Origin of the sequence: Streptomyces sp. NPDC006551 (genome assembly GCF_040611675.1) — a bacterium.
Taxonomy (GTDB): domain Bacteria; phylum Actinomycetota; class Actinomycetes; order Streptomycetales; family Streptomycetaceae; genus Streptomyces.
On record NZ_JBEXOT010000004.1, the window covers coordinates 254,046 to 276,127 of the forward strand.

Annotated in this window: 12 protein-coding genes and 1 pseudogene; 6 read left to right on the forward strand and 7 right to left on the reverse strand. The window is 73.0% G+C overall.

The genetic code is table 11. The features are described 5' to 3' along the window. Positions 1-515: 515 nt before the first annotated feature. Positions 516-3,188 carry a helix-turn-helix transcriptional regulator gene (locus ABZY12_RS07360; RefSeq protein ID WP_356888076.1) on the reverse strand — a complete coding sequence of 891 codons (2,673 nt, stop codon included), beginning with the start codon at positions 3,186-3,188 and terminating at the stop codon, positions 516-518. Positions 3,189-3,372: 184 nt separating this feature from the next. Here ABZY12_RS07360 and ABZY12_RS07365 point away from each other — a divergent pair, with 184 nt between their 5' ends. Further along, positions 3,373-3,849, forward strand: a complete 477-nt coding sequence (locus ABZY12_RS07365; RefSeq protein ID WP_356888147.1) for an ATP-binding protein — start codon at positions 3,373-3,375, stop codon at positions 3,847-3,849. 124 nt (positions 3,850-3,973) lie between these two features. Here the strand turns inward: ABZY12_RS07365 and cimA are convergent, their stop codons facing one another. The 3 genes from cimA to ABZY12_RS07380 all read right to left on the reverse strand — a co-directional run bounded on the left by cimA (position 3,974) and on the right by ABZY12_RS07380 (position 8,038). Further along, positions 3,974-5,806 (reverse strand): citramalate synthase, encoded by a 1,833-nt coding sequence (gene cimA, locus ABZY12_RS07370; RefSeq protein WP_356888078.1) that lies wholly within the window; start codon positions 5,804-5,806, stop codon positions 3,974-3,976. Positions 5,807-6,176: 370 nt separating this feature from the next. Further along, complete coding sequence (locus ABZY12_RS07375) at positions 6,177-6,821, reverse strand: response regulator transcription factor (RefSeq protein ID WP_356888080.1); 645 nt, start codon at positions 6,819-6,821, stop codon at positions 6,177-6,179. Next, positions 6,818-8,038, reverse strand: a complete 1,221-nt coding sequence (locus tag ABZY12_RS07380) for a sensor histidine kinase (protein ID WP_356888082.1) — start codon at positions 8,036-8,038, stop codon at positions 6,818-6,820. Before ABZY12_RS07380 ends, ABZY12_RS07375 begins: the two co-directional genes overlap by 4 nt. Before the next feature lie 221 nt (positions 8,039-8,259). Between ABZY12_RS07380 and ABZY12_RS07385 the strand changes: the two genes are divergently transcribed. Together ABZY12_RS07385 and ABZY12_RS07390 are read left to right on the forward strand one after the other, a co-directional pair. Further along, entirely contained in the window at positions 8,260-9,345 is a 1,086-nt protein-coding gene (locus tag ABZY12_RS07385; RefSeq protein WP_356888084.1) for an ABC transporter permease, read from the forward strand. Then, entirely contained in the window at positions 9,342-10,052 is a 711-nt protein-coding gene (locus ABZY12_RS07390) for an ABC transporter ATP-binding protein (protein ID WP_356888086.1), read from the forward strand. The genes ABZY12_RS07385 and ABZY12_RS07390 overlap by 4 nt, the downstream gene beginning before the upstream one ends. Positions 10,053-10,204: 152 nt before the next feature. Here the strand turns inward: ABZY12_RS07390 and ABZY12_RS07395 are convergent, their stop codons facing one another. Then, a complete protein-coding gene (locus ABZY12_RS07395; protein ID WP_356888088.1) occupies positions 10,205-10,870 on the reverse strand; it encodes a class I SAM-dependent methyltransferase in 666 nt (221 codons plus the stop codon). 215 nt (positions 10,871-11,085) lie between these two features. Between ABZY12_RS07395 and ABZY12_RS07400 the strand changes: the two genes are divergently transcribed. The 3 genes and pseudogenes from ABZY12_RS07400 to ABZY12_RS07410 all read left to right on the forward strand — a co-directional run bounded on the left by ABZY12_RS07400 (position 11,086) and on the right by ABZY12_RS07410 (position 15,453). After that, complete coding sequence (locus ABZY12_RS07400; protein WP_356888149.1) at positions 11,086-12,657, forward strand: adenosine deaminase; 1,572 nt, start codon at positions 11,086-11,088, stop codon at positions 12,655-12,657. Positions 12,658-12,808: 151 nt separating this feature from the next. Next, a pseudogene (locus ABZY12_RS07405) lies at positions 12,809-13,177 on the forward strand (potassium-transporting ATPase subunit C); the annotation flags it as partial. Positions 13,178-13,404: 227 nt separating this feature from the next. Further along, the gene (locus ABZY12_RS07410; protein ID WP_356888151.1) at positions 13,405-15,453 is read left to right on the forward strand and encodes a SpoIIE family protein phosphatase; all 2,049 of its coding nucleotides are present in this window, start codon (positions 13,405-13,407) and stop codon (positions 15,451-15,453) included. Here ABZY12_RS07410 and ABZY12_RS07415 read toward each other — a convergent pair. Together ABZY12_RS07415 and ABZY12_RS07420 are read right to left on the reverse strand one after the other, a co-directional pair. Next, positions 15,440-16,507: a serine protease gene (locus ABZY12_RS07415; RefSeq protein WP_356888090.1), complete on the reverse strand. Its 1,068-nt coding sequence runs from the start codon at positions 16,505-16,507 to the stop codon at positions 15,440-15,442. The two genes, ABZY12_RS07410 and ABZY12_RS07415, sit on opposite strands and share 14 nt — an antisense overlap. Before the next feature lie 31 nt (positions 16,508-16,538). After that, positions 16,539-22,028, reverse strand: a complete 5,490-nt coding sequence (locus ABZY12_RS07420) for a trypsin-like peptidase domain-containing protein (protein WP_356888092.1) — start codon at positions 22,026-22,028, stop codon at positions 16,539-16,541. Positions 22,029-22,082: the final 54 nt, after the last annotated feature.

Genomic DNA, 22,082 nt, shown 5'->3' on the forward strand with positions numbered 1-22,082 from the left:
GCCCGAACCTGCTCGGCGCGCGGAGCGTCAGGTCGTCGCAGGCCGAAAGCCGTTCCGGAGGGATCCGGAACGGCCCTTCGCATCGTCGGGTCGGCCCACGGGATCACGGTCCCCGCGCTGAGGGGGACACGGGGGACGAGGCGACGAGGGCGTCGGTGACCGCGAAGCCGACGCGGTCGAAGGCGGCCGTGATGCCGGACCGGACGCGGACCCGCACGCCGGCGTCGGTGGACCCGGTGAGTCCGGCGGGCCCGAGGTCGTGGTGGCGTCTGCCGCGCGTGGCGGGACCGACGGACCGGGGCCGCGCTTCCGGGGAGGACGATGTGAAGCCGAGGCGGCGCACACCCGGCCGGCCTGTGGGGTTCCGGACGGCCGGCTGCGCGCCTGAGGGGCGCCGGTCGCTGGCGGCCCGTCACGGCGCCGCACGGGGGGTGGGGATGCGGCGCCGCCCTGGGCGATCCTCCTGCCATCAAGGCCCCTGGAGTATCCGGAGGCGGTTGTTCACGGATACGTAATCAACTCGAAGCCGCCTTGAGGGCCTGGGAGAGCTGTTGGCGGGAGAGGACCCCGGTCTTCTGCAGGGCGCGGGCGACGTGCTGCTCGATGGTGCGTGGGGAGAGGTGCAGCGTGGTGGCGATCTCCCGGTTGGACATGCCCGAGGCGGCGAGTTCCGCGACCTCCGCCTCCCGTGGCGAGAGCAGGTCGCCGTATCGGGGACGGCCGGGCGGGCGGCGTTCCCCGGCCGGCTGGTGACGGCGCAGTTCGGCGCGGGTGCGGGCGGCGTCCCAGGTCGCGCCCAGCGAGTCGAAGACCGTGGCGCGGTCGGTGAGTACGGCGACGGCGGGAGCGATGCCGTCCCCCAGGGCGAGGGCGCAGCGCGCGGCGCCCGCGGCGGTGAGCGCCTCGTGGTAGGGCCGTGGCAGCGTTCGGTACGCGGTGGCACTCGACTCATAGAACGCGGCGGCCTCGGCGGTCCCGCCCATGTGCTCGGCCAGGACGCCACGGGTCCACGCGAGCGCGGCGTCCGCCGAGGGCGCGTCGCGGCCCTCCAGCCCGGCGGCGAACTCGTCGGTCATCGCGCTCGCCGCGGCCGTTTCCCCGGCCCGCAGGGTCGCTTCCACCGCCCAGGGGGCGAGTTCCGCGGCCCAGGACCAGATCCCCTTCGCACGCAACCGTCTCCAGCCGGCGGCGGCCTCAGCGGCGGCGCCGTCGGTGTCGTCGTGCGCGAGGGCCAGTCTGATCAGGGCCCCGGACGCGGTCGCCGAGATCGGGACGGGGCCGGTGTCGAGGTCGGCCGCCTCGGGGCCGGTCAGGTGGGTGACCGTGTCGGCCCACTCCCCGCGGGAGAGGGCGAGCAGGCCGAGGACCATCCGGGCGTCGGAGGCCAGGTAGGGCATGGCGCCGGCTTCCTCGACGAAGGCGCGGGCCCGCTCGGCGAGCCCGGCCCACTGTCCGGTCGCCCAGTCGAGGACGAGGGTGCAGCCGCGGCCCGTCTGTTCGGCGTAGGCGGCGCCGCTGCGGGCGGCCAGAGCGACGCCCTCGGCCAGCAGCCCGCGCGACTTCTCGTAATGCCCGAGCCAGACCGCCGCGTCCGCCGCGTTGCAGAGGCCACGGGCGGTCTGCTGACGGCACCCGACGAGATCGCTCTCCCGGGGCAGGCGCTCGGCGAGCGTCCAGGCGGTCGGATCGCCGCTGTTGAGCAGGACGCTCACATGATTCGCGGCGACGGCGGTCTGAACGACGGGGTCTCCCGACTCCTCCGCGACGGCCACGGCACGCTCGATCCAGGCGACGTTCTCGGCGAAGGAAGGGCCGGGTCCGTACGGCATCGCGAGCGCCGACATCGCGCGAGCCAGGAGGGCCGGCCGGCCCTCCAGCTCGTCCACCGCCCGGGCGAGCTCGGCCCGCCCTTCGATGACCTGGCCCATCTGGTTGCACTGCATCAGCCCGAGGTCCAGCCGGATCTCGCCGCGCACGCCGGGGAGGAGGCCGGGGTCGGCCACGATGTGCCGGAGAACCTTCAGAGTCTGGTCGGAGCGCAGGCCCACCACGGCGCAGCGGGCCAGCAGCAGGGCGAGCCGGGAGCGGGCATGCCCCGGGACCGGACCGGTGGCCAGGGCCGACTCCAGCAGGGCCGCCGCCCGATGCTGCTCGCCGGCCTCCTCGAAGTGCCGGGCGGCGTGTTCGATGGCGTGCAGCCAGCCCCGCTCGTCGCCACACGCCCTCCGATGGCCGGCCACGCTCTCCCAGTCGACCGGCTGACGCCTTGCGAGGAGCCGCGCGGCCCGCCGGTGCAGCACCTCGCGCGCCGGTCCCGTCGCGATGCCGCGGACGGCGGCGGCGGCGAGCGGTGAAGTGAAGCCGTACCGGCCGTCGCCGCGCTCTTCGAGGGCAGCGGCCCGCAGGGCGGCGATCAGCGCGTCGTGGCCTGCTTCACCGACGAGGCCCGCCACGACCGCGAGGTCACGGGAGGGGGCGGGCTCGTCGAGGACGGCGGCGGCGAAGACGATCTGCCGGTGCTGCTCGGGCACGGCGGCGGTACGCCGCAGGACCAGGGCCTCCAGTCGGGGAGGGACGTCCGGTCGGGCGGGGTCGACGAAGAGCGGCCGGCCCGCGGCGGGCGACCGCGCGACCAGTTGGTCGAGAAGATCGGAGAGGGTCTGTGCGACACCTCCGGAGGCGCGGTGCAGGCTTTCGACGAGGTCGGCCGTGCAGCGCTCGGCGCCGAGCGCGTCCTCGGCCATCCTGCGGGCGGCGGTGACGTCGAGGGGTCCGACGACATGCCGCAGGACCGTGAGCGCGGCCGGGTACTCCGTGTCCGGCCCCAGCGGCAGCCCGGGAGCGGAAAGTTCTTCGGGGCGGTAGCTCAGGACGCAGGCGAGGTGAGCGGGCGGGGTGGCGAGCAGGGTGCGCAGGGCGGCGGTGCCGGCGACCGTCCCGCGGTGCACGTCCTCGGCGATGAGCAGCACGGGTCCCGAGTCGGGCAGGGGTCCGTCGGGCGTCGCACGAGGCACGGTCGGGGGCAGGGCGGCGGCCAGCCTGCGCAGCAGCCGGCTCTTGCCCGTTCCGGCGGCGCCCTCGACCAGCAGCAGCAGGGGTCTGCCCGGCGCTTCGGGGGCGAGAGCCGACGCAAGCCGTCGCAGCAGCGTGGCCTCGGCTTCGTCCGCTGCTCCGGGGGTCTCCGGCATGGCCGTCACCGGTCCTCACGCGCGTCGACGTTGTTTGCGTATCCGTACTCAGTGTGCCCTGATTGCCAGGGGCTCCGAGCGGCGGGCACCGTGGAGGTCCGTAAGGTCTCGTGGTCCCCAGGACCGGCGGGGCCCGACGCCGACGGAGTCGGCCGCCAGGCAGGAGTCCCGCGTGAGAAACGTGATGCGTTCGAGCCGCGGTGGGCAGTCCCCGGGAGTGTGTGAACCACCGGGATCCGAGCGCCTCCGCGAGCAGGTGCCCGTCCCTGCCGGGCGCGCCCTGGCCGTGGCCGTTCTTCCGGCGTGTCCGCTGGCCGTGTCCCGGCTGCGCCGACTGACGCGAGCGGTGGCACACAGCCGACGATTGTCCGAAGCGGCCGAGGAAGCGCTCGCCGTGGTCGTCAGCGAACTGGCGACCAACGTCGTCCTGCACAGCGGCAGCCCCGACCTGGTGGTGACGTTCGAGGCCGACGACCATGCGCTGACCGTCGGCGTACGCGACCGCGGACGGTGGCGGGACCGCCCCGCGGCCCGCTGCGAGGCGGCCGACATGGACGCCGATTTCGGCCGTGGCCTGACCCTGGTCGACGCGTACGCCGTGGACCGGTCCGTGTGGTCCGATGCCCACGGCACCCTCGTGCGGGCCGTGATCGCCATGTGACGCCGTGCACGGCAGCGGTACTCGATGCGTCGGAAGGTGACCAGTAAGAGGGCGCCCGGGCGCTCGCGGCGTCCGCGGGAGCGCCGTCAGGCGCCGGTGATCATGCCGGCGCCATGTTCGTGATTCAGGGGCGATCGCCGCACTCCGTGACGGCGAGGACCTCTACCAGGCGGTTCAGTTTGGTGCGGGCCCGCACGGCGTTGGTGCGCGGCACCCTGATGCGGGCCGTGGCCTGCGCTGAGAAGGAGGCCGCGTACGACATCTCGGCGACGGGGATGGTGCCGAGTGAAGCGGTGACCCGGCGCAGGGCTCCGGGACTGTTGTGCAAGGTGACCGCCAGGGTGCACTCGGACGTGTCGTCGCCGCCCCCGGCGTCCGGCCCCGAGTGCCGCAGCAAGCCGTGGGTGAAGGACTCCTGGAGCGCTTCGCACGAGGCCGCGACGATGTTGTCCGCGACTCCGACGGTGTGCCACACGCTCTGGCCGTCGGTGACGCCGATCAGGACGCGGATCCGCGCCCCGGTGCCGCGGTGCCCTTCCAGGATGCGGACCTTGTAGTCGACCAGTTCGAATCGGTCCACGTCGGGGTGTGAGTGCTGGAGTGCCTGGCGCAGAGCCCGGTCCAGGGCATCGACCGGTCCGTTGCCTTCTGCCACGGCCGTCGACCGCCTGCCCCGAGCGCGCAGTTTCACCGCCGCTTCGGATTTCTGTCCTCGCCCGCCGTTCGCGTCTTCGCTGATCACGCGCCACGACTCGAGCTCGAAGAATTCGTTTCGGTGGCCGAGGACTTCGCCGCGCAGCAACAGGCCGAAGGAGGCGTCGGCGGCCTCGTAGGTGTAGCCCTTGAGCTCGCGCTCCTTGACCCGCTCGACGACCCGGCCGACCAGCTCGCGGTCGTCGCCGAGGTCGACGCCGAGCTCCTTGGCCTTGAGTTCGATGGAGGCGCGTCCGGCCATGTCGGAGACGAGCGTCCGTGTGGTGTTGCCGACCAGTTCGGGGTCGATGTGCTGGTAGAGGTCGGGGTCGACCTTGATGGCGGAGGCGTGGAGTCCGGCCTTGTGCGCGAAGGAGGAGACACCCACGTAGGGCTGGTGGGTGGAGGGCGTGAGGTTGACGACCTCGGCGATGGCGTGCGAGATCCGGGTCGCTGCAGCGAGCCGCCCCGGGGGCAGCACCTGACGGTTCAGCTTGAGTTCGAGGGCGGCGACGACCGGGAAGAGGTCGGCGTTGCCGACCCGTTCGCCGTAGCCGTTGGCGGTGCACTGGACGTGGGTGGCGCCCGCGTCGACGGCTGCCAGCGTGTTGGCGACGGCGCAGCCGGTGTCGTCCTGGGCATGGATGCCGAGCCGGGCACCGGTCCGCTCCAGCACCTCGGTGACGGTTCGTTGGACCTGCCAGGGCAGGGTGCCGCCGTTGGTGTCGCAGAGCACCACCACGTCCGCGCCGGCCTCCCGCGCGGCCCCGACCACGGCGAGTGCGTAGTCCTGGTTGTCCCGGTAGCCGTCGAAGAAGTGCTCGCAGTCGACGAAGACCCGGCGGCCGTGGTCGCGCAGGTGCCGCACGCTGTCGCGCAGCATCTCCACATTCTCGTCCAGGGTGGTGCGCAGGGCGAGCTCGACGTGCCGGTCATGGGACTTGACGACCAAGGTGATCACGGGGGCGCCGGAGTCGACCAGTGCGGCCAACTGGGGGTCCTCGGCAGCACGGATGCCCGCACGGCGGGTGGCGCCGAAGGCGACCAGCTGTGCGTGCCTCAGGTCGAGTTCCTGGCGGGCGCGGGCGAAGAACTCGGTGTCGCGGGGGTTGGCCCCCGGCCAGCCGCCTTCGATGAACCCCACGCCGAAGTCGTCCAGGTGCCGGGCGATCGCGAGCTTGTCCGCGACGGTCAGGTTGATGCCTTCCCGCTGCGCGCCGTCGCGCAGAGTGGTGTCCAAAATGTGGAAGGTCTCGTGAACCATGTCCGTGTGTTCCTGTCTGCCGGGCCTGTGAGCCGAGAGGGAGCGAGTTGCCGTCGGCACAAACAAAAAGACCCCTCGCGGAGCGCGAGAGGTCTGCGTGCGGGCGGTGAGTTGCCTGGGAGGGGTCTCCTCCCGGTCACCTCGTTGCCGGCACGCTGCCGCTGATAATGAGCCGGTACAGCACGACAGGGATTCTCACATGCCCGAGTGGTCGCGGTAAGAGTGGTCTCACCATGTGGGAAGGGCCGGTCGGATCGGTCGAGACGGAGCGGACGACCGGGCACACGGGCCTTGGGCGACCCGCCACATGGTCGCGGGCGGCACCTTGGGGTGGCGTCAGCGGGCTCGGTGAACCGAGCCCTCGCGAGGGTCAGCGGCGGATGAGGCCCTGGGCGGTGGCGGTGGCGACGGCTGAGGTGCGGGAGTCGACGCCGAGCTTGGCGTAGATGTGGGTGAGATGGCTTTTGACGGTGGCCTGGCTGAGGAACAGCCGTTTGCTGATGGCGGCGTTGGACAGGCCGTCGGCGACCAACTGCAGGATCTCGGTTTCGCGCGGGGTCAGCGTGGTGGCGGGCTCGCGCATGCGGTCCATCAGCCGCAGCGCGACGGCGGGGGCGAGGGCGGACTTCCCGGCCGCCGCGGTGCGTACGGCGGCAGCGAGTTCCTCGGGCGGGGCGTCCTTCAGGAGGTAGCCGGACGCGCCGGCTTCTATGGCGGCGAGGATGTCGACGTCGGTGTCGTAGGTGGTCAGGATCAGCACCCGCGGCGCGCCCTCGCGAGCGGTGATGGCGGCCGTCGCCCGGGAGCCGAGCATCTGCCTGTCGAACTGAAGGTCCATCAGCACCACGTCCACGGCGAGGTCCGGGTCGGCGGCGAGGGTGACGGCCTCTTCGGCCGTGGGCACGTCGGCGACGACGGTGAAGCCCGGTTCGGTCTCCAGCACGGCGCGCAGTCCGGCCCGGACCACCGGGTGGTCGTCGGCGAGCAGCAGCCGGACGGGGGAGGGAGGAGTCATGCGTCGGTTCCTTCGCGGCCGGGCAGGGGGAGGGTGACGGCGAGGGCGGTGCCCTGGCCAGGGGCGGTTTCCAGGGCGAGAGTGCCGTGCAGGGCGCGGGCGCGGGCGCGCATGGCGGCCAGGCCGAAACCGGAGCCGGTCTCGTTCTCGCCCGGCTCGGGGAGAGCGCTGGGATCGAAGCCGTGTCCGTCGTCGACGACGTCGAGAGCGATCTCGGTGTCCATGTAGCTCAAGGTCATCTCGACATGGGTGGCGTGCGCGTGCTGGACGGTGTTGGCCAGCGCGGACTGAGCGATGCGCAGCAGCGCGACCTCGTGCGCGGTGGGCAGCTCGGCGGGGGTCCCGGAGACCTGGCAGTGGACGGTCACGGAGGAGGTTCGCGCGGTGGTGGCGGACAGCCGCTCCAGAGCGGCCGGCAGGCTGCCGGCTTCGAGGTCGGGCGGGCTGAGGGCGCGGACGAACCGCCTGGCCTCGGCGAGGTTGTCGACGGCCGCCTGGCGGGCTTGGCGCACATGGGCCAGTGCCCCCTCGGGCCGTCCGGACAGCTGGGCTCGCTCGGCGGCCCGCAGCAGCAGCTGGATCGACGACAGGCCCTGGGCCAGGGTGTCGTGGATCTCGCGGGCGAGGCGCTCGCGTTCGGCCATGACCCCGGCGGTGTGCTCGGCCGCGGCCAGCTCGCTGCGGGTCGCGGTCAGCTCCTCGATGAGACGTCGGCGCTGCTCGCTCTCCCGGTACAGGGCCTGGTAGCCGAGCGACACCGCCACAGCGACCGCGGCGCCCAGCACCGGGCCTATGACGGTGCCCGGGTTCAGCGTGTGGGTGTGCCACCCGAACCCGCCGATCGCCAGCGCGGTGGTGACCGCGACGGCCGGCAGGGACCAGCGGCGTGGCAGCAGGTGCAACTGGACGAAGAACAGGGGGAAGGCCAGCCAGATGCCGTCCGCGGTGAGCGCGAGCAGCACCACCCAGGCGGTCGTGACCGCTGCCAGCCACCACGCCGCGACCGCCGCGCGGGTACGGACGGGCCGCAGCAGTGGTCCGACGCCGTAGACCGCCGCGAGCGCGCAGGCCGCGGTGACCACCGCCGGGGCGTTCGCGCCGCCGGCCACAGCCCGTACCGCCGCCAGCACCAGCAGGCCGGCGACCAGCAGATGCAGGCAGACGCGCAGCACCCGCAACGCGGGTGTCAGGGAAGAATCGCTCACAACATCTCTCATCGACTGCCGGACACATTTCTCTACGTCGTGCTCCTCCCCAGGTCACGGTAGTGACGTGCCGTAGGCGGTGGCATCGATCAAAAGGTGGAGGCGGGGGTGAACCTTCGGGCCGCCTCGCGGCAATCCTCGGCGCGATGCCGCGGCCGGGTCCGCCGGGCGACGGTGGGGACACGCCGCCGGGCATCAGTCCGGCCCCGGACCACACCGAAAGAGGCAAGGCCGTGTTCGTCGCCTGGAGAGACCTCCGATTCGCCAAGGGCCGCTTCGCCCTCATGGGCGCCGTGATCGTGATGATCACCCTGCTGGTGGGCCTGCTGTCCGGGCTCACGGCCGGGCTGGGCCGGGAGAACACCTCCGCCATCACCGGCCTGCCCGTCGACCACCTGGCCTTCTCCGCCCCCGAGGGCGGCCAGGACGTCTCCTTCACCGACTCCCACGTCGACCGGAACACCTGGGAGCAGTGGGCCCGCGTCCCCGGAGTGGAATCCGCCCAGCCGCTGGGCATCGCGATGGCCAAGGCCCAGGCCGGCTTCACCACCGCCTCCTTGTCCGCCTTCGGTGTCCAGGAAGGCTCCGGCCTGGCCCCCGATGCCGGCAGCCTCCAGGACGGCACCGTGGTGATGTCCACGCAGGCCGCCGACGAGATGAAGGTGAAAGCCGGGGACACCCTCACCCTCGGCGGGCGCACGGTCACGGTCGCCGCCGTCGGCGGAGAGGCGATGTACAGCCACACTCCCGTGGTGTGGACCACCCTCGGCGACTGGCAGCGATTCGGCGCTCCGGCCGAGGGCAGCGGCGAACAGGCCACCGTCGTGGCCCTGTCCACCGCCTCCGGAGCCGACCTGGCGGCAGCCGACCGGAAGCTGAACACGAAGACCGTCGGCAGCGACGAGGCACTGCAGGCGATCGGCTCCTTCACCGCGGAAAACGGATCCCTGCAGCTGATGCGCGGCTTCCTGTTCGCCATCTCGGCCCTGGTCATCGGCGCGTTCTTCACCGTGTGGACCATCCAGCGCAGCGGCGACGTCGCCGTCCTCAAGGCGCTGGGCGCCTCCACCCGCTACCTCCTCAAGGACGCCCTGGGCCAGGCCGTGATCCTCCTCGTGCTCGGCACCGGCATCGGCACCGTCATCGCGTCCGGCATCGGCGCCGCCGTAGCCGGCGGCGCCGTCCCCTTCGTCCTGGACGCCGCCACCGTCCTCATCCCGATGGGCGTCATGATCGCCCTCGGCGCGCTCGGGGCGGCCCTGTCCATCCGGCGCATCACCTCCGTCGACCCCCTCACCGCCCTGGGAAGTGCCCGATGACCACCACGACGGCCACCAGCACCGGCCTGCACCTGGCCGACATCACCCTCACCTATCCCGACGGCGCCGGCCGCCTGACCGCCCTCGACCACGTGAGCCTGAGCGTGCCCGCCGGCACCATCACCGCTGTCGTCGGCCCCTCCGGCTCCGGCAAGTCCAGCCTCCTCGCGGTGGCCGCCACCCTCATCACCCCCGACTCCGGGCTGGTGAACATCGCCGGCACCGACACCCATGGGCTGGGCCGCGACGAGCTGACCGCCCTGCGCCGCACCACCATCGGCATCGTCTTCCAGCAGCCCAACCTGCTGCCCTCCCTCACCGCCGCGGAACAACTCCAGGTCATGGCCCACCTCGACGGCCGCAGCCCCGCGAAGGCCCGCGTCCGCGCCCTGGACATGCTCGACGCGGTCGGCCTCGCCGACCAGGCCGAGCGGCGCCCCCACCAGCTTTCCGGCGGTCAGCGCCAGCGTGTCAACATCGCCCGCGCCCTCATGAACGACCCCGTCGTCCTCCTGGTCGACGAGCCCACCAGCGCCCTCGACCACGAACGCGGAGCTGCCGTCCTGGACCTGATCACCACCCTGACCCACCGAAAGGCCACCGCCACCGTCCTGGTCACCCACGACCGTTCCCTGCTCACCACCGTCGACGCGGTCGCCGAGGTCCACGACGGCCGCCTCACCGCCCCCGCACCCGCCCGCGCCTGACTCCCTTTCCGGAGACGGGTACGCCCGGCACCCCCGTGCCCACCGGCGCCGGGGCACCGGGCAGCCACGCCGAGGCGGTCCGCGGACCGTTGCCGCAATGCGGTCGCGGCGCGCCACCGCTGTCCCTCAGCCGGCACCGGGTGGAGGGGCGGTCATCGGGGCAGCCGCTGGGTGACGCGCCACAGGCGGCGGGGGAGGTCTCCCTCCTCGAAGGGGTGGACCTCCTCCAGGGTCCAGCCGTCGGCGAGGGCGTCGACCAGGTCGCGGGGGAAGAAGTGGACGGCGAAGCCGCCGTGTTCGTAGATGTCGTCGCCGTGGGCGGTGCCGTTGCCGTAGTGGGCGTCACCCGTGTGGCGGACCGTGTAGACGAGCACCCCGCCGGGGCGCAGGACCCGGCGGATCTCGTCCACCGCGGTGGCGATCTCCTGGGTGGACAGGGCCATGCACAGCAGCATGTGCGCGAAGACGGCGTCCACGGAGGCGTCCGGAAGCGGCAGCGGGCCGCGTACGTCGTGCACCGTGGTCGTCACCCGTTCGGCGACACCCTGCGTTCGGGCCGCCTCGGCCAGCTGGTCGAGGCCCGTGGCGCTGAAGTCGGTGGCGCGCACGGTGAACCCCTGGCGGGCGAAGTGCAGGGCGTCGCGGCCGTGTCCGGCGCCCAGCTCCAGTACGTCCTTCGCGCCCGCCGCGCGGAAGACCCCGGCGGCGTGGACGGCCGGGGCCGAGGGCTGCTCCCCGTACATGCCCGGGTGGGCGGTGTAGGTGTCCTGCCAGTGCCGCCGCTGGGCATCCGCCAGTTCCCGATCGCTGTCCGCCATGTCCCTCATCGTCCTTCTTCAGCGCCGGTACGTGCCGGACACCGGTAAGCGTAGACGCGGCTGAGTCACCCACATGTGTGGTTGATCCCCACACGCCGCCCCATGGCACGTCGACGGTCCCCTCCGCCGACGATCATGCCGACGTGATCGCTCCCGCTTCCGCCCCAGCGCCCGCTTCCCCCCTCCGCTCCCCGCGCGGACCGCGCACCGCGGCCGTGGTGGGGCTCGGCGCCCTGACGCTGCTGGCGTCGTTGTCCGCCCTGCCCGCCCGAGCCGTTCCCGCCACGCCCGGACCAGACCGGGCGGTACCGCCGCCGTGGCCGGCGAACGTCCTGGAGACCGGGACGGCCGCGCACCTCGACGCCGTCCGCGACGACCCGCGGCAGCTGCGCGCCTTCTTCCGCCACCTGCCCAAGGGCGGGGACCTGCACAACCACCTCTCGGGCGCGGTGTCCACCGAGTTCCTGATCGAACTCGCCGCCGAGGACGGGCTGTGCGTCGACACCGCCTCGATGACCGCCGTCGCCGCGCCCTGCGGCGCGGGGACCCGGCCCGCCGCCGACGCCCGTACCGACCGCGCCTTCCATGACGCGATCGTGCGCGCCTGGTCCATGCAGGACTTCCCGCCCGGAGGCAACGGGCACGACCACTTCTTCGACACCTTCGGCAAGTTCGGCGAAGTGACCTGGCGCCACCGCGGCAAGCTCCTCGCCGAGGTCGCCAAGGACGTCGTCGCGCAGAACCAGTTCTACCTGGAGACCATGGTCAGCCCGGCCTCCGACGGTGCGAAGAAGCTCGCCGCCGAGGTCGGCTGGGACGACGACCTCGCTGCCCTGCACGCCAAGCTGGTCGCCGGCGGCAAGCTGGACCGGCTCGTGGCCGAGGCGCGCCGGGAGGCGGACGAGGCCGACGCCGAGTTCCGCACCGCCGCCCACTGCGGCACGAGCCGCCCCCAGCCGGCGTGCCGCCTCCCCGTCCGCTGGATCTCGCAGGTGTCGCGCGGCAGTTCACGCGAGCGGGTCTACACGCAGATGGCCCTCGGCATGCGGCTGGCCGAACGCGACCCCCGGTTCGTCGCGGTCAACCTCGTCCAGCCCGAGGACGGGGAGAGCGCGCTGCTCCACTACAGCCTGCAGATGCGCATGCTGGCTCACCTGCGCGGTGTCTACCCCAAGGCCCATGTGACGCTTCACGCCGGAGAGTTGCGGCCCGGACTGGTCAAGCCCAAGGACCTCACGTTCCACATCAAAGAGGCCGTCGACGTCGCCCGCGCCGAGCGGGTCGGCCACGGCGTCGACCTCGTCCACGAGGACGACTGGCAGCGCACGGCCCGCACCATGGCCGCCCGGGAGATCGCCGTCGAGGTCCCCTTCACCAGCAACGCCCAGATCCTCGGCGTACGCGGCGCGGACCATCCGTTCGCCACCTACCGCGCCTACGGCGTGCCCGTCGTCCTGGCCACCGACGACCCGGGGGTCAGCCGGATCGACATCAGCCACGAGTACCAGTACGCCGCCGAGACCTACGGCCTGTCGTACCGGGAGCTGAAGGACCTGGCCCGGGCCTCGCTGGAGTACGCCTTCCTGCCCGGAGCGAGCCTGTGGCGGGGCAACCCCACCCGCGACGGCTACCGCGTCGGCGACGTCTGCCGCGGCGAGCGCCCGGGCACGGCCGTGAGCGGCCCCAGCTGCCGCCGCCTGCTGGCCACCAGTCCCAAGGCCGACGCCCAGTGGCGCCAGGAGACCGCCTTCCATCACTTCGAGCGGACCTTCGGCACCGGCCGCTGACCCGGCTGCTCCCACGCCCCCACCGAAACCGCCGAACCCACCGAACCCACCGAACCCACCGAACCCACCGACCCCGAACCCGGCACCCGCCACGAGTAGCCCCCGCACCCCGAGCGCACCCCCTGCCCTCTGAGCAGGGGTGATGCGGCTCACCCACTACAAGCTGCTCCTCTCCGGCGCCACCAACCGCTCGGGCGACAACCCGGACCTCATCCGGTGGGTCGAGGACGCCAAGGCGGCCGTGATCGAGGACAACTCCGTCGGCGGCCACACCGTCGAGCCGTCCGACGTCCCCGCCGATGCCGTCACCTCCTCAGGTTCCGGCCTCGACCCGCACATCTCCCCCCGGTACGCGATGCTCCAGGTCCACCGCGTCGCCCAGAAGAACCACCTCGACGTCCGGACGGTGGAGCGGCTCGTCGCCGACCACACCGTCGGCCGGATCCTCGGCTTCATCGGCGAACCCCACGTCAACGTCCTCCGGCTCAACATCGCCCTCAAGGAGCTGACCACGAGCTGACCGTCCGGTGATACGTGTCAGCGCGCGTCGTCCGAGCTGCCCGGGCGGCCGACCAGGGGGACGATAGAAGCTGTCGGGCCCGGAGCCGGCCCCATGGCGGCCGGGCCGGGCCGGGTACTTCTCCGGAGAGGGCCTCCGGCGGCCGGCTGGACGGAGGGAGACCTGACGTGGACGCGGCTGACGCCCTGGGCGCCGCCACGCCGTCCGAGCCCGGGGGCCTGCTGGACATGCTGGGCGTGGCGGCGGTGGTGCTCGACGCCGACGGGCGGATCCGGCTCTGGAGCCCGCAGGCGCACGAGCTGTTCGGCTGGAGCGCCGAGGAGGCGCTCGGCCGGCCCGCCGCCAAGATGCTGGTCGCCGAGGACCACGCCGGTCTCGCCCTGGACCTCTTCGCCCAGGTCATGGCCGGGGGAGGCAGCTGGGCGGGAGTCTTCCCGATCCGCCACAAGGACGGCTCCACCCGCCTCGTCGAGTTCCGCAACATGCGGCTGCAGGACCAGGACGGCGCCCGGTACGCCCTGGGGATCGCCGCCGACGACTCCGTCGTCCGCGGGATCGAGCGCAATCTGGCGCTCTCGGCGCAGCTCGTCGCCCAGTCCCCGACCGGGGTGGCGGTCGCGGACACCGACCTGAAGCTCGTCCTGGCCAACCAGGCCCTCGAGCGGATCACCGGCCGCCCCGCCCAGAGTTGCCTGGGCCGCCCCGCCGTCGAGGCCCTGCCGTTCGAGGACGGAGAAGACATCGAATCGGCGATGCGACGGGTCCTGGCCGACGGAGCGCCGCTGCTGAACCTCGCCGCCACCGAACGGACGGCGGGCGACGGGAAGGACGCCCGCGCGTGGCGGGTGTCGTACTTCCGGCTGGAGGATTCCATCGGACGGGTGATCGGCGTCGCCGTGACCCTGATCGATGTGACCGAGCAGTACCGGGCGGACCTGCGGAGCGCTGAGGCCCGCCGCCGCCTGGCACTGATCGCCGACGCCTCCACGCGCATCGGTACCACCCTCGACCTGGAGCAGACCGCACGCGAGCTCGCCGACTCCGTGGTCCCCGATCTCGCCGACATCGCCGCCGTCGACGTCCTGGACACCGTCATCCAGGCCCGGAGCACCCATCGCGCTCCCACGGCACCCGCCCTCTTCCGGGCCCTTGCGGTCAAGACGGCGTACCCCACCAGCGCCGCCGACGTCGCCGACCCGGTGGGCGAGATCACCCGGTACGAGGCCGACCGCCTGGTCACCCGCTGCGCCACCACCGGCCGGACGGTCCACCTCGCCCACGTCCGCGCGGAGGATCTGCCGCACATCGCCCGCGACGAGGAGGCGGCCACCGTCCTGGCCGGTGCCGGCGTCCACTCGTACCTGGCCGTGCCCCTGATCGCCCGGGGCGAGGTCCTCGGCGCGCTCGACCTCAAACGCGCCCGCAACCCCCTGCCCTTCAACGAGGACGACATCCTGCTCGCCGAGGAACTCGCCGCCCGCGCCGCCGTGTGCATCGACAACGCCCGCTGGTACCAGACCCAGCTCCAGGCCGCCACCACCCTCCAGCGCCATCTGCTGCCACGCACCCCGCCGGACGCGCCGGGGCTGACGGTGGCCTGCCGCTACCAGCCGGCCGGAGCGATGGGCCACGCCGGCGGGGACTGGTTCGACATCATCCCGCTCACCGACGGCACCACCGCACTGGTCGTGGGAGACGTCATGGGCTCCGGCATCAAGGCCGCCGCCACCATGGGGCAGCTCCGCACCGCCACCCGTACGCTCGCCCGGCTCGGCCTCCACCCCGCCGAGATCCTCCACCACCTCGACCTGCTCACCCGCGAACTCGAGGAGACCATCGCCACCTGCGTCTACGCGCTGTGCGACCCCGACGCCGCGACGTGCCACATCGCCCTGGCCGGCCATCCTCCGCCGGCGCTGATCCTGCCGGGGAAGGATCCCGCTCTGCTCGACCTGCCGACCGGTGCGCCCCTGGGAGCGGCCGAGGACGTGCCCTTCACCACCACCGCCTTCGACTTCCCGTCCGGCAGCCGCCTCTTCCTCTACACCGACGGCCTCCTGGAGACCCGCCGCCACTCCCTCGACGTCCGTATGGACGCCCTCCTGCACCAGCTCACCGGCCTCCCGATGCCGCTCGAAGCCACCTGCGACCACCTCCTCGCGACGCTGCCCGACCCCGAAAGCCACGACGACATCGCCCTGCTCATCGCCGAAGCCACGGCCCCGCCCCGGGCCCCGGCCCCGGACTCGGGTGCCTCCGCCATCAGACCCAGTTGATCTCCGTCCGGGCCAGCAGGGGATCGTCGACCAGCTCCCACAACGGCACCGAGACATTGCCGAGGCGGTAGCGGCCGCCGAAGTGGAGGGCGAGGACACGGTGGTCCGCGAGGTCGAACACCGGGGAGCCGCTGTTGCCGCCGAGGGTGGAGCAGTCGTGCTTCATCACGAGGCCGCCCGGGGCGAACTCCGTGGCCGTACCCGGCTGGAGACGCTTCACGTTGTACACGTCCATGAAGATCCGGCGCATCGACTCGGGTTCGTTGCGGCGCCCGTCCCACGCCGGGTAGCCGATCACGTACACCGGACGGCCCGGCACACTCGCGGGCGCGTCCGCGGCCACTGCCAGTGGGGTGGGCAGCGCCGCGCCGTCCGGCGGGGCGACGCGCAGCAGGGCCAGGTCCACGTCCGGGTGGATCCCGATCACCTCGGTGATCTCGTACGGGAGGGGCCCGGCGGCCGGAGCGGCGGACGGTTCCACGACGAGCTCCTCGCCCGGGTCGACCCGGGCCGACATGCCCTGCTGGAAGGCCCAGCCGGCGCCGTCGGTCCGGCTGAACTCCACTGCCACGTGCCGGTTGGTCATCACCGTCTCCGGACCCACGAGGAACGCCGTACCGACCCAGTCCAGGTTCGGATGACCGGCGACCTCCACGCGGCCGACACGGGCGATCGACTCACGGATCGCCGCCCGGCCGGCGTCGAGCACGGACCAGTCGCCGGGCTGGGAGGCGAAGTCCTGGCCCTGCACGAGGATCGCGGGCCGGCCCTCCAGGAGGACGATCGCCTCCACGCCGAAGTACTCGTCCTCGTCGATCTCGTCCGCGCGGTCGCCGGCCAGTTTCTCCAGACCGGAGACGCCCGCTTCCAGGACCCGGGCCCGCTCCTCGTGGGCGAAGCGGGAGATCTGGCCCGCCGGGGCGTCGTCCGCCGGACGGTCCTCCACCGACTCGGAGATCTCGGCCTCCAGGCCCTCGCGCACCCGCGCCGCCACGCTCCTCAGATCGTCGAAGATCCGCTCGGGATCGGTCGCGACCGGTGATCCGTACCGCATCTCCCGCCACCTCCGCCTCTGCTTCCGCCTCTCACGCCTCGGGGCCGTGGCGCGCCGAGTGCGTCGACCACGCCGACTGCGCCACCGTGATCTCTTCGTACAACTCCGGCCTGTGCTCCCGGAGATGAGCCAGGATGCCGCTCATCTGCGTGCCGACGTTCACGAACGCCGTCGTCCTGCCCTGGTAGTGGACCTCGTCGACGCGGCGCGTGCCGCGGTGGAGCGCCACCACCGTCCAGTCGTCCGTGAACACCGGCGAACCCGAGGACCCGCCGCGGGTGTCGGTGAAGTAGCGGACGTCCCGCTCGTCCGCCTGGTAGACGAGGTTGTTGCGCAGCGCGACCCGCTTGGGCTGGCCGCCGGGGTGCTGGATGATGTTGACCGCCACGGGCTCGGTCCCGCGCAGCAGCAACGGGGCGGTGGCGACGCGCAGCAGGGGCCGCGGCGGGGTTCCGGCGGTCAGCCGGAGGATCGCGTAGTCGAGTGCCTCGTCCCAGGCGACCAGGGCGCCCGCCGTCGCCTCCTCGGTCTCGGTCTCGTCGGCGCCGTAGTCGAAGCGCGAACGGGAGTTGCGCACCTGCAGCTGGAGGTCGTCCTCGGCCACCGATACCCGTGCACCGGGCGAGCGGGTACGGGCGTTGACGACATGGTGGTTGGTGATCAGCAGGCCGGGCGCGATGAGCCAGCCGGTGCCGGCGTGCGGATAGGCGGGCTGGAGCGGCGCGCCCGACTCGTACGGCGGGACCTTCAGCCGGGCGACCGACTCCCCGGCCAGGACGCCGCCGTGCAGGAACTCGAAGGGCACGGTGTCGTCCCGGAAGATGATCTCCTCCTTGGTCTCGTCGGGCATGCTCCCCGGGGGCAGATCCGGCTCTCCGGCGGCGTCGCGGGCCACGTCGTCCAGAGCGCGCTGGAGCACGGAGAGCGGTCCCGCCTCGACCGTCTGGGCGATCGCGTTGCGCAGCCAGATCTCCAGCGGAACCGTGCCGTCGATCAGCCGTTCCACCTGGTTCATGACATGCAGGTCGGAGTGCATCTGCCGTAGTGGGCTGTCCATCGTGGGCAGGCCGGCGCGGAAGTGGGCGGTGGTCCCGGCGAAGAGGAGCGGCCGGACGGCGTTGTCCGCGAGCCCGGCGTCCAGGGCCGCGTTGCGGACGCGGACGACGTCCTCGGGGGAGAGGTACGGAACCGTGCGGACCGCCCCCTCGGCGGCGTCGGGCGGCGGCTGTGACCACAGACCGGCTGCGCCGCCGGGCCGGGTGGTGGCCGGTCCGGTGCCCGTGCCGACGCCGACACCCGTCTCCGCGGCGAGGCCGACGCCCGCGTCCGGACCGGGGCCGGCCGCCGGTCCGGAGACGGTGCCGGTGTCCGGTACGGGGCCGCGCGGCGGGGAGTCCGCGTCCATCGCGGCCGCCACCCCGAGGAGCAGGTCACCGCTGCGGTCGCGGAGCATCAGGGCGCGCCAGGCGAGGCTGTCCAGCGTCCCGTGCCGCCGTGCCGCCCACAGGGCTTCTTCCACCTCCGCGTACGGCATCCCCGGCCGGGCCGCCTTTCCGGCCGGGCCGGGCCCCGCGTGCGGTCCGGCGGCGCCCGGCCCGTCCCCGTCCGGCATCCCCGGGCCGTGCGGAGTCCCCGGGTGTGCGGTCTCGTACGGCGCGTGGTCCTCGAACGCGCCCGGGCTCCCGGGCTCCCCGGGGCTCCGCGGGCCGCCCGCCGCGGAGCGCAGGATCCGGGCGAGGGGCTCGCGCAGCTGCGGTTCGTCGGTCATGGCGGTGTCGATCCAGCGGGCGAGCGCGTTCACGACGGCCTCGTCGTCGGCGGGAAGTCCGACCAGCCGCAGGGTGTGCTCCAGCAGCCGCGGATCGACCCGGGAGGCGCTCGCCGCGGCGGCCCGCGCCAGCGCCGGCTGCCGGGCAAGCTCCTCGTCCGGCAGCTCCCGCAGGGTGCGGGCGAGGCGTACGTCCGCCTCCGCCGAGCCCTCGTCCGTCAGCGCGGCCAGCCGGGACCTGGCCACCAGGACGCCCATCGACTCGTGGGCCAGACCGAGCCCCGCCGCGATGTCCTCCGCCTCCTGGAGATCGCGGTCGGCGTCGGCGAAGTCGCCCTCGTCCTGGGCGAGCCGCGCGGAGAGCTGCAACAGCTCCAGCCGGGTCTCCGCGCAGCCGGCCTCGCCCGCCCGGTCCACGGCCCGCTCCGCGGTCGCCCGCGCGTCGGCGGACCGGCCCGACCTCGCCAGCGTCTCCACCAGGAGGGTGTGCAGCTTGCTGCACGGCGTCCAGGGCTGCCGTTCGGCCAGCCGTTCCGCCGCCGCCTCCACGTACCCCTGGGTGAGCAGGTTCTCGACCTCGCGGGCGGCGATCCGCTCCCAGTCCTCCTGATCGGCCTCGGCCATGATCTGGTCCGGCACGTGCCCACCGATCTTCCCCAGCAGGAACGCGGCCGACCGCGCGGGCATGTCCCGGTCCGCCCCGGCCAGGTGCCCGCCGACCCCGGCGACCCAACGCCGTTCCACCGTACGGGGGTTCTCGCCGAGCCTGAGCCGGTGGTAGATCTCCTCGGCGCGCGACCGCGGGTCCTGACGGGCCGCGTAGTACTCCACCGCGCGCCGGTCCACGGCCCGCATCAGATCGGTCCGCGCGCTGTCCGAGAGGCGCAGCATGATGCTGCGCAGATCGGCCCGGTGACGGATCGCCTGGGGCCCGGCAGACTCCATCAGGTCCAGCCGGGAGACCAGCCGGCCGAAGAGCGAACGGGCCTCCTGCGGGGAGGCGATGTCCAGGCCCGCCGGTCCGGCGAGGACGTCCTGGATCAGCTCCGGGGTGATGACCCGCAGGGCCAGGCCGGCCTGCACGAGGACGCGGACGCGGTCGTCCGCGATGTGCTTGAGGATCCGGTCGTACAGCGTGCCCTGGATCAGCAGCTGGTCGACCTTGTGGTGGAAGTAGCGCCTGCGCGAGGGCAGGCTCTGCACGAGTTCGCCGAGCGACTCCGAGCCGGAGCCCAGGACGACCGCGGCCTGGGCCGCCAGTTTCAGGCTGAGCGGGTGGCCGCCGACCCGGTCGACGAGGTCCCTGGCGACTGTCTCATCGCGGACCCCGCACGACATCAGCAGCTCCACGGAGGCCCGTTCGTCCAGTTCGCCCAGCTCCATGCTCCGCGGCGCCAGCACCTTGGCGGGATGGTCGATCGGGGCCCGCCCGGAGACCAGGAACCGCAGCCGTGGATAGGCGGCACGCAGGGCGGTCCAGATCGCCCACATCCGCGCCATGACCGGTGAGCCGCGGTACTGCGCCTCCTCGTACGAGTCGACGGCGATCACCAGGGGCGGGTCCATCTCCCCCGGGTGGGTGCGGACCGCCTCGGCGACCAACCTGGCCACCGCTTGCGCGAGTTCCTGCTCGCGGGCGCTCGCCCGGGCGTGGAATCCGGCCGAGTAGTCACGGCCGAGCGTCGCACGGGTGGCGGAGAGCTGCCGCAGGTCGTCGAACTGGTTGAGCTCTCCGCGCTGGGACGCCGCCGTCTCCGCGCACTCGTCGGCGAGCGCGTCGAACGCGGTGCGGTGGTCCGGGTACTGGATGCCGAGCTGTCGCGCGACCTCGGCGATGACCGTCGCAGGCTCGTGGATGGAGAGCGTCGGCCGCTCGAAGTCGATGTAGGCGAAGGGGAATCCGGTCGGCGAGGCGCGCAGGCTGTCGAGGAGGAACCTGGCGAGGAGGGTGCTCTTGCCGATGCCGCCCACGCCGTGGAGGAGGAGGGGCGGTTCGGCCGGTTCGGCGGGCAGCTCGATGTAGGCGCGCAGGGAGTCGAGTTCACGGGCGCGGCCGTGGAACGTGCCCCGTACCAGCCTTTCCATCGGCTGGAACAGCCGTGCCCGCTCCAGGCGGTGCTGTACGTCGTCGAGATCGGGCAGCCCGGTGACACCGGGGACCCGGCTCAGCCACAGGGCGGCCTGAAGGGTGTCGCAGAGTTCTTCGACGCCTTGGGCCTCCAGGGCCGGCGCGGTGCCGGAGAGCAGCGCGAGGGCGGTGCGCTCGGGTCCGGGGCCCTCCGGGAACAGGGCGGTGTTGGCCTCCAGGGCCCGGCGGGCCGCCTGCGGTCCCGCCAGACCGCTCAGCGCCTCCTCGCGGACCTGCGTTCTGAGTACCCATGCCGCGCGGGGGTGCGCGGAAGGCGTCGTGCAGTCGTCGACGAGGGCCAGGGCGGCCCCTCCGGTGGGTTCCGTCTCCCCGGGCAGCCGCAGCAGCGCGGGGTCGAACTCGTGGAGCAGACAGGCCGCCTCCCGGTAGGACCTGCGCAGATCCGGGAGCGGGGGAGGCGGCAGGTCGACGGCCGCCCGCACGGCGCGGCGGAGGAGGGCGGTGACCTCGCTCGGAGGAAGGCCCGTGGGAAGGGAGCGGTGCAGCCGTACCGTCTCCTCCACCGCCGTGCACACCCGCCGCATGTAACTCTCGCCGTGGCCGGGGGCTTCGGCGGCCTCCAGCACCTCCGTGACGGCCACGTCCACCAGTTCCGGGACCGCCTCGTCGTCCGGCGCGGTCCCCTCCTCCTCGGTGAAGAACCGCCGGAAGAACTCCCGTAGATCGTCCTCGTCCGCGACGCGCGCGGTGTCGCGGCACTCGTTCTTCCGTATGTCGTACGGGAGTTGACGCATCGCGGGGGAGTAGCCCAGCAGGACGAGCCGCGGCACGGCGTCCTTGCGTACCGGCGTGTGCTCGTAGATGGCCAGGGCGAGCTTGCCGATGCAGTCCCAGACATCGGTGTTCGGGTCGAGCGTGTCGCATTCGTCGAGCACCAGCCAGAGCCGCTCCTCGGCGGCGGTGGCGCGGCTCACGATCCGGTGCACGGCGTCGTCGATCGACGGAAGTGGATCGTTCAACTGTGTGGGATTCAACGGGAAGGAGTTCGCGTCGGGGCCTGACACGAACTCGGCCAGCCGCTCCACCACCCGTGCGGCCGTCGAGGTGCGCGACAAGGTGATCCGTATCGGACGGAACCCCAGGTGCTGACCGAGATGGCGGATCAGCCGGTAGGTGTACGAGCGTCCGCTGTCGGGCTCGCCGTCGACGACCAGCACCGTCTGCTCGGGGTCGGCGACGAAGTGACGGAGCTTCTCGCGCGACTCGGCCCGGTCGATGAACACCTCGGCGCCGGCGCCATGACCGAGCACAAGGGCGCCGAAGGGGTCCCGCGCGGAGCGCTGCGTCCGCTCGTCCTCGCGCAGCCGCGTCAGCAACTCCCTCGCCTCGGCGCCCCGCTCCAGCCGGCCGGGGCCGTCCGCCTGCGTGAGCGCGTCCATGCCGGCCAGCGTCGCGAGCAGCCGGCGCTGGTGCGCGATGTCCTTCCGGGCGAACGCGACCAGCGTCCGTGCGTTCTCGTCCCGGTCCGGGGTGAGCGGCAGATCCGCGACGAAGTCAGCGGAGAGCCCGCTGCGCAGGAGCGTGGTGTGGGGGTCGGGGGTGTCGAGGACGTAGTCCCGCACCCAGTTGGTGACGAGTCCCCATTCCGTTTCGGTGAGCGGCATACCGCACCTGCCCGGCCGTCCCTTGCGCGCCGTCAGACGGACTGACTGACACCT

Bases quoted from the DNA above. Each gene is read 5' to 3' on its own strand.
- cimA (WP_356888078.1), bottom strand. From the start codon at position 5,806: ATGGTTCACGAGACCTTCCACATTTTGGACACCACTCTGCGCGACGGC.
- ABZY12_RS07365 (WP_356888147.1), top strand. From the start codon at position 3,373: ATGCGTTCGAGCCGCGGTGGGCAGTCCCCGGGAGTGTGTGAACCACCG.
- ABZY12_RS07380 (WP_356888082.1), bottom strand. From the start codon at position 8,038: ATGAGAGATGTTGTGAGCGATTCTTCCCTGACACCCGCGTTGCGGGTG.
- ABZY12_RS07375 (WP_356888080.1), bottom strand. From the start codon at position 6,821: ATGACTCCTCCCTCCCCCGTCCGGCTGCTGCTCGCCGACGACCACCCG.
- ABZY12_RS07415 (WP_356888090.1), bottom strand. From the start codon at position 16,507: ATGCGGTACGGATCACCGGTCGCGACCGATCCCGAGCGGATCTTCGAC.
- ABZY12_RS07420 (WP_356888092.1), bottom strand. From the start codon at position 22,028: ATGCCGCTCACCGAAACGGAATGGGGACTCGTCACCAACTGGGTGCGG.
- ABZY12_RS07360 (WP_356888076.1), bottom strand. From the start codon at position 3,188: ATGCCGGAGACCCCCGGAGCAGCGGACGAAGCCGAGGCCACGCTGCTG.
- ABZY12_RS07410 (WP_356888151.1), top strand. From the start codon at position 13,405: ATGCTGGGCGTGGCGGCGGTGGTGCTCGACGCCGACGGGCGGATCCGG.
- ABZY12_RS07390 (WP_356888086.1), top strand. From the start codon at position 9,342: ATGACCACCACGACGGCCACCAGCACCGGCCTGCACCTGGCCGACATC.
- ABZY12_RS07395 (WP_356888088.1), bottom strand. From the start codon at position 10,870: ATGGCGGACAGCGATCGGGAACTGGCGGATGCCCAGCGGCGGCACTGG.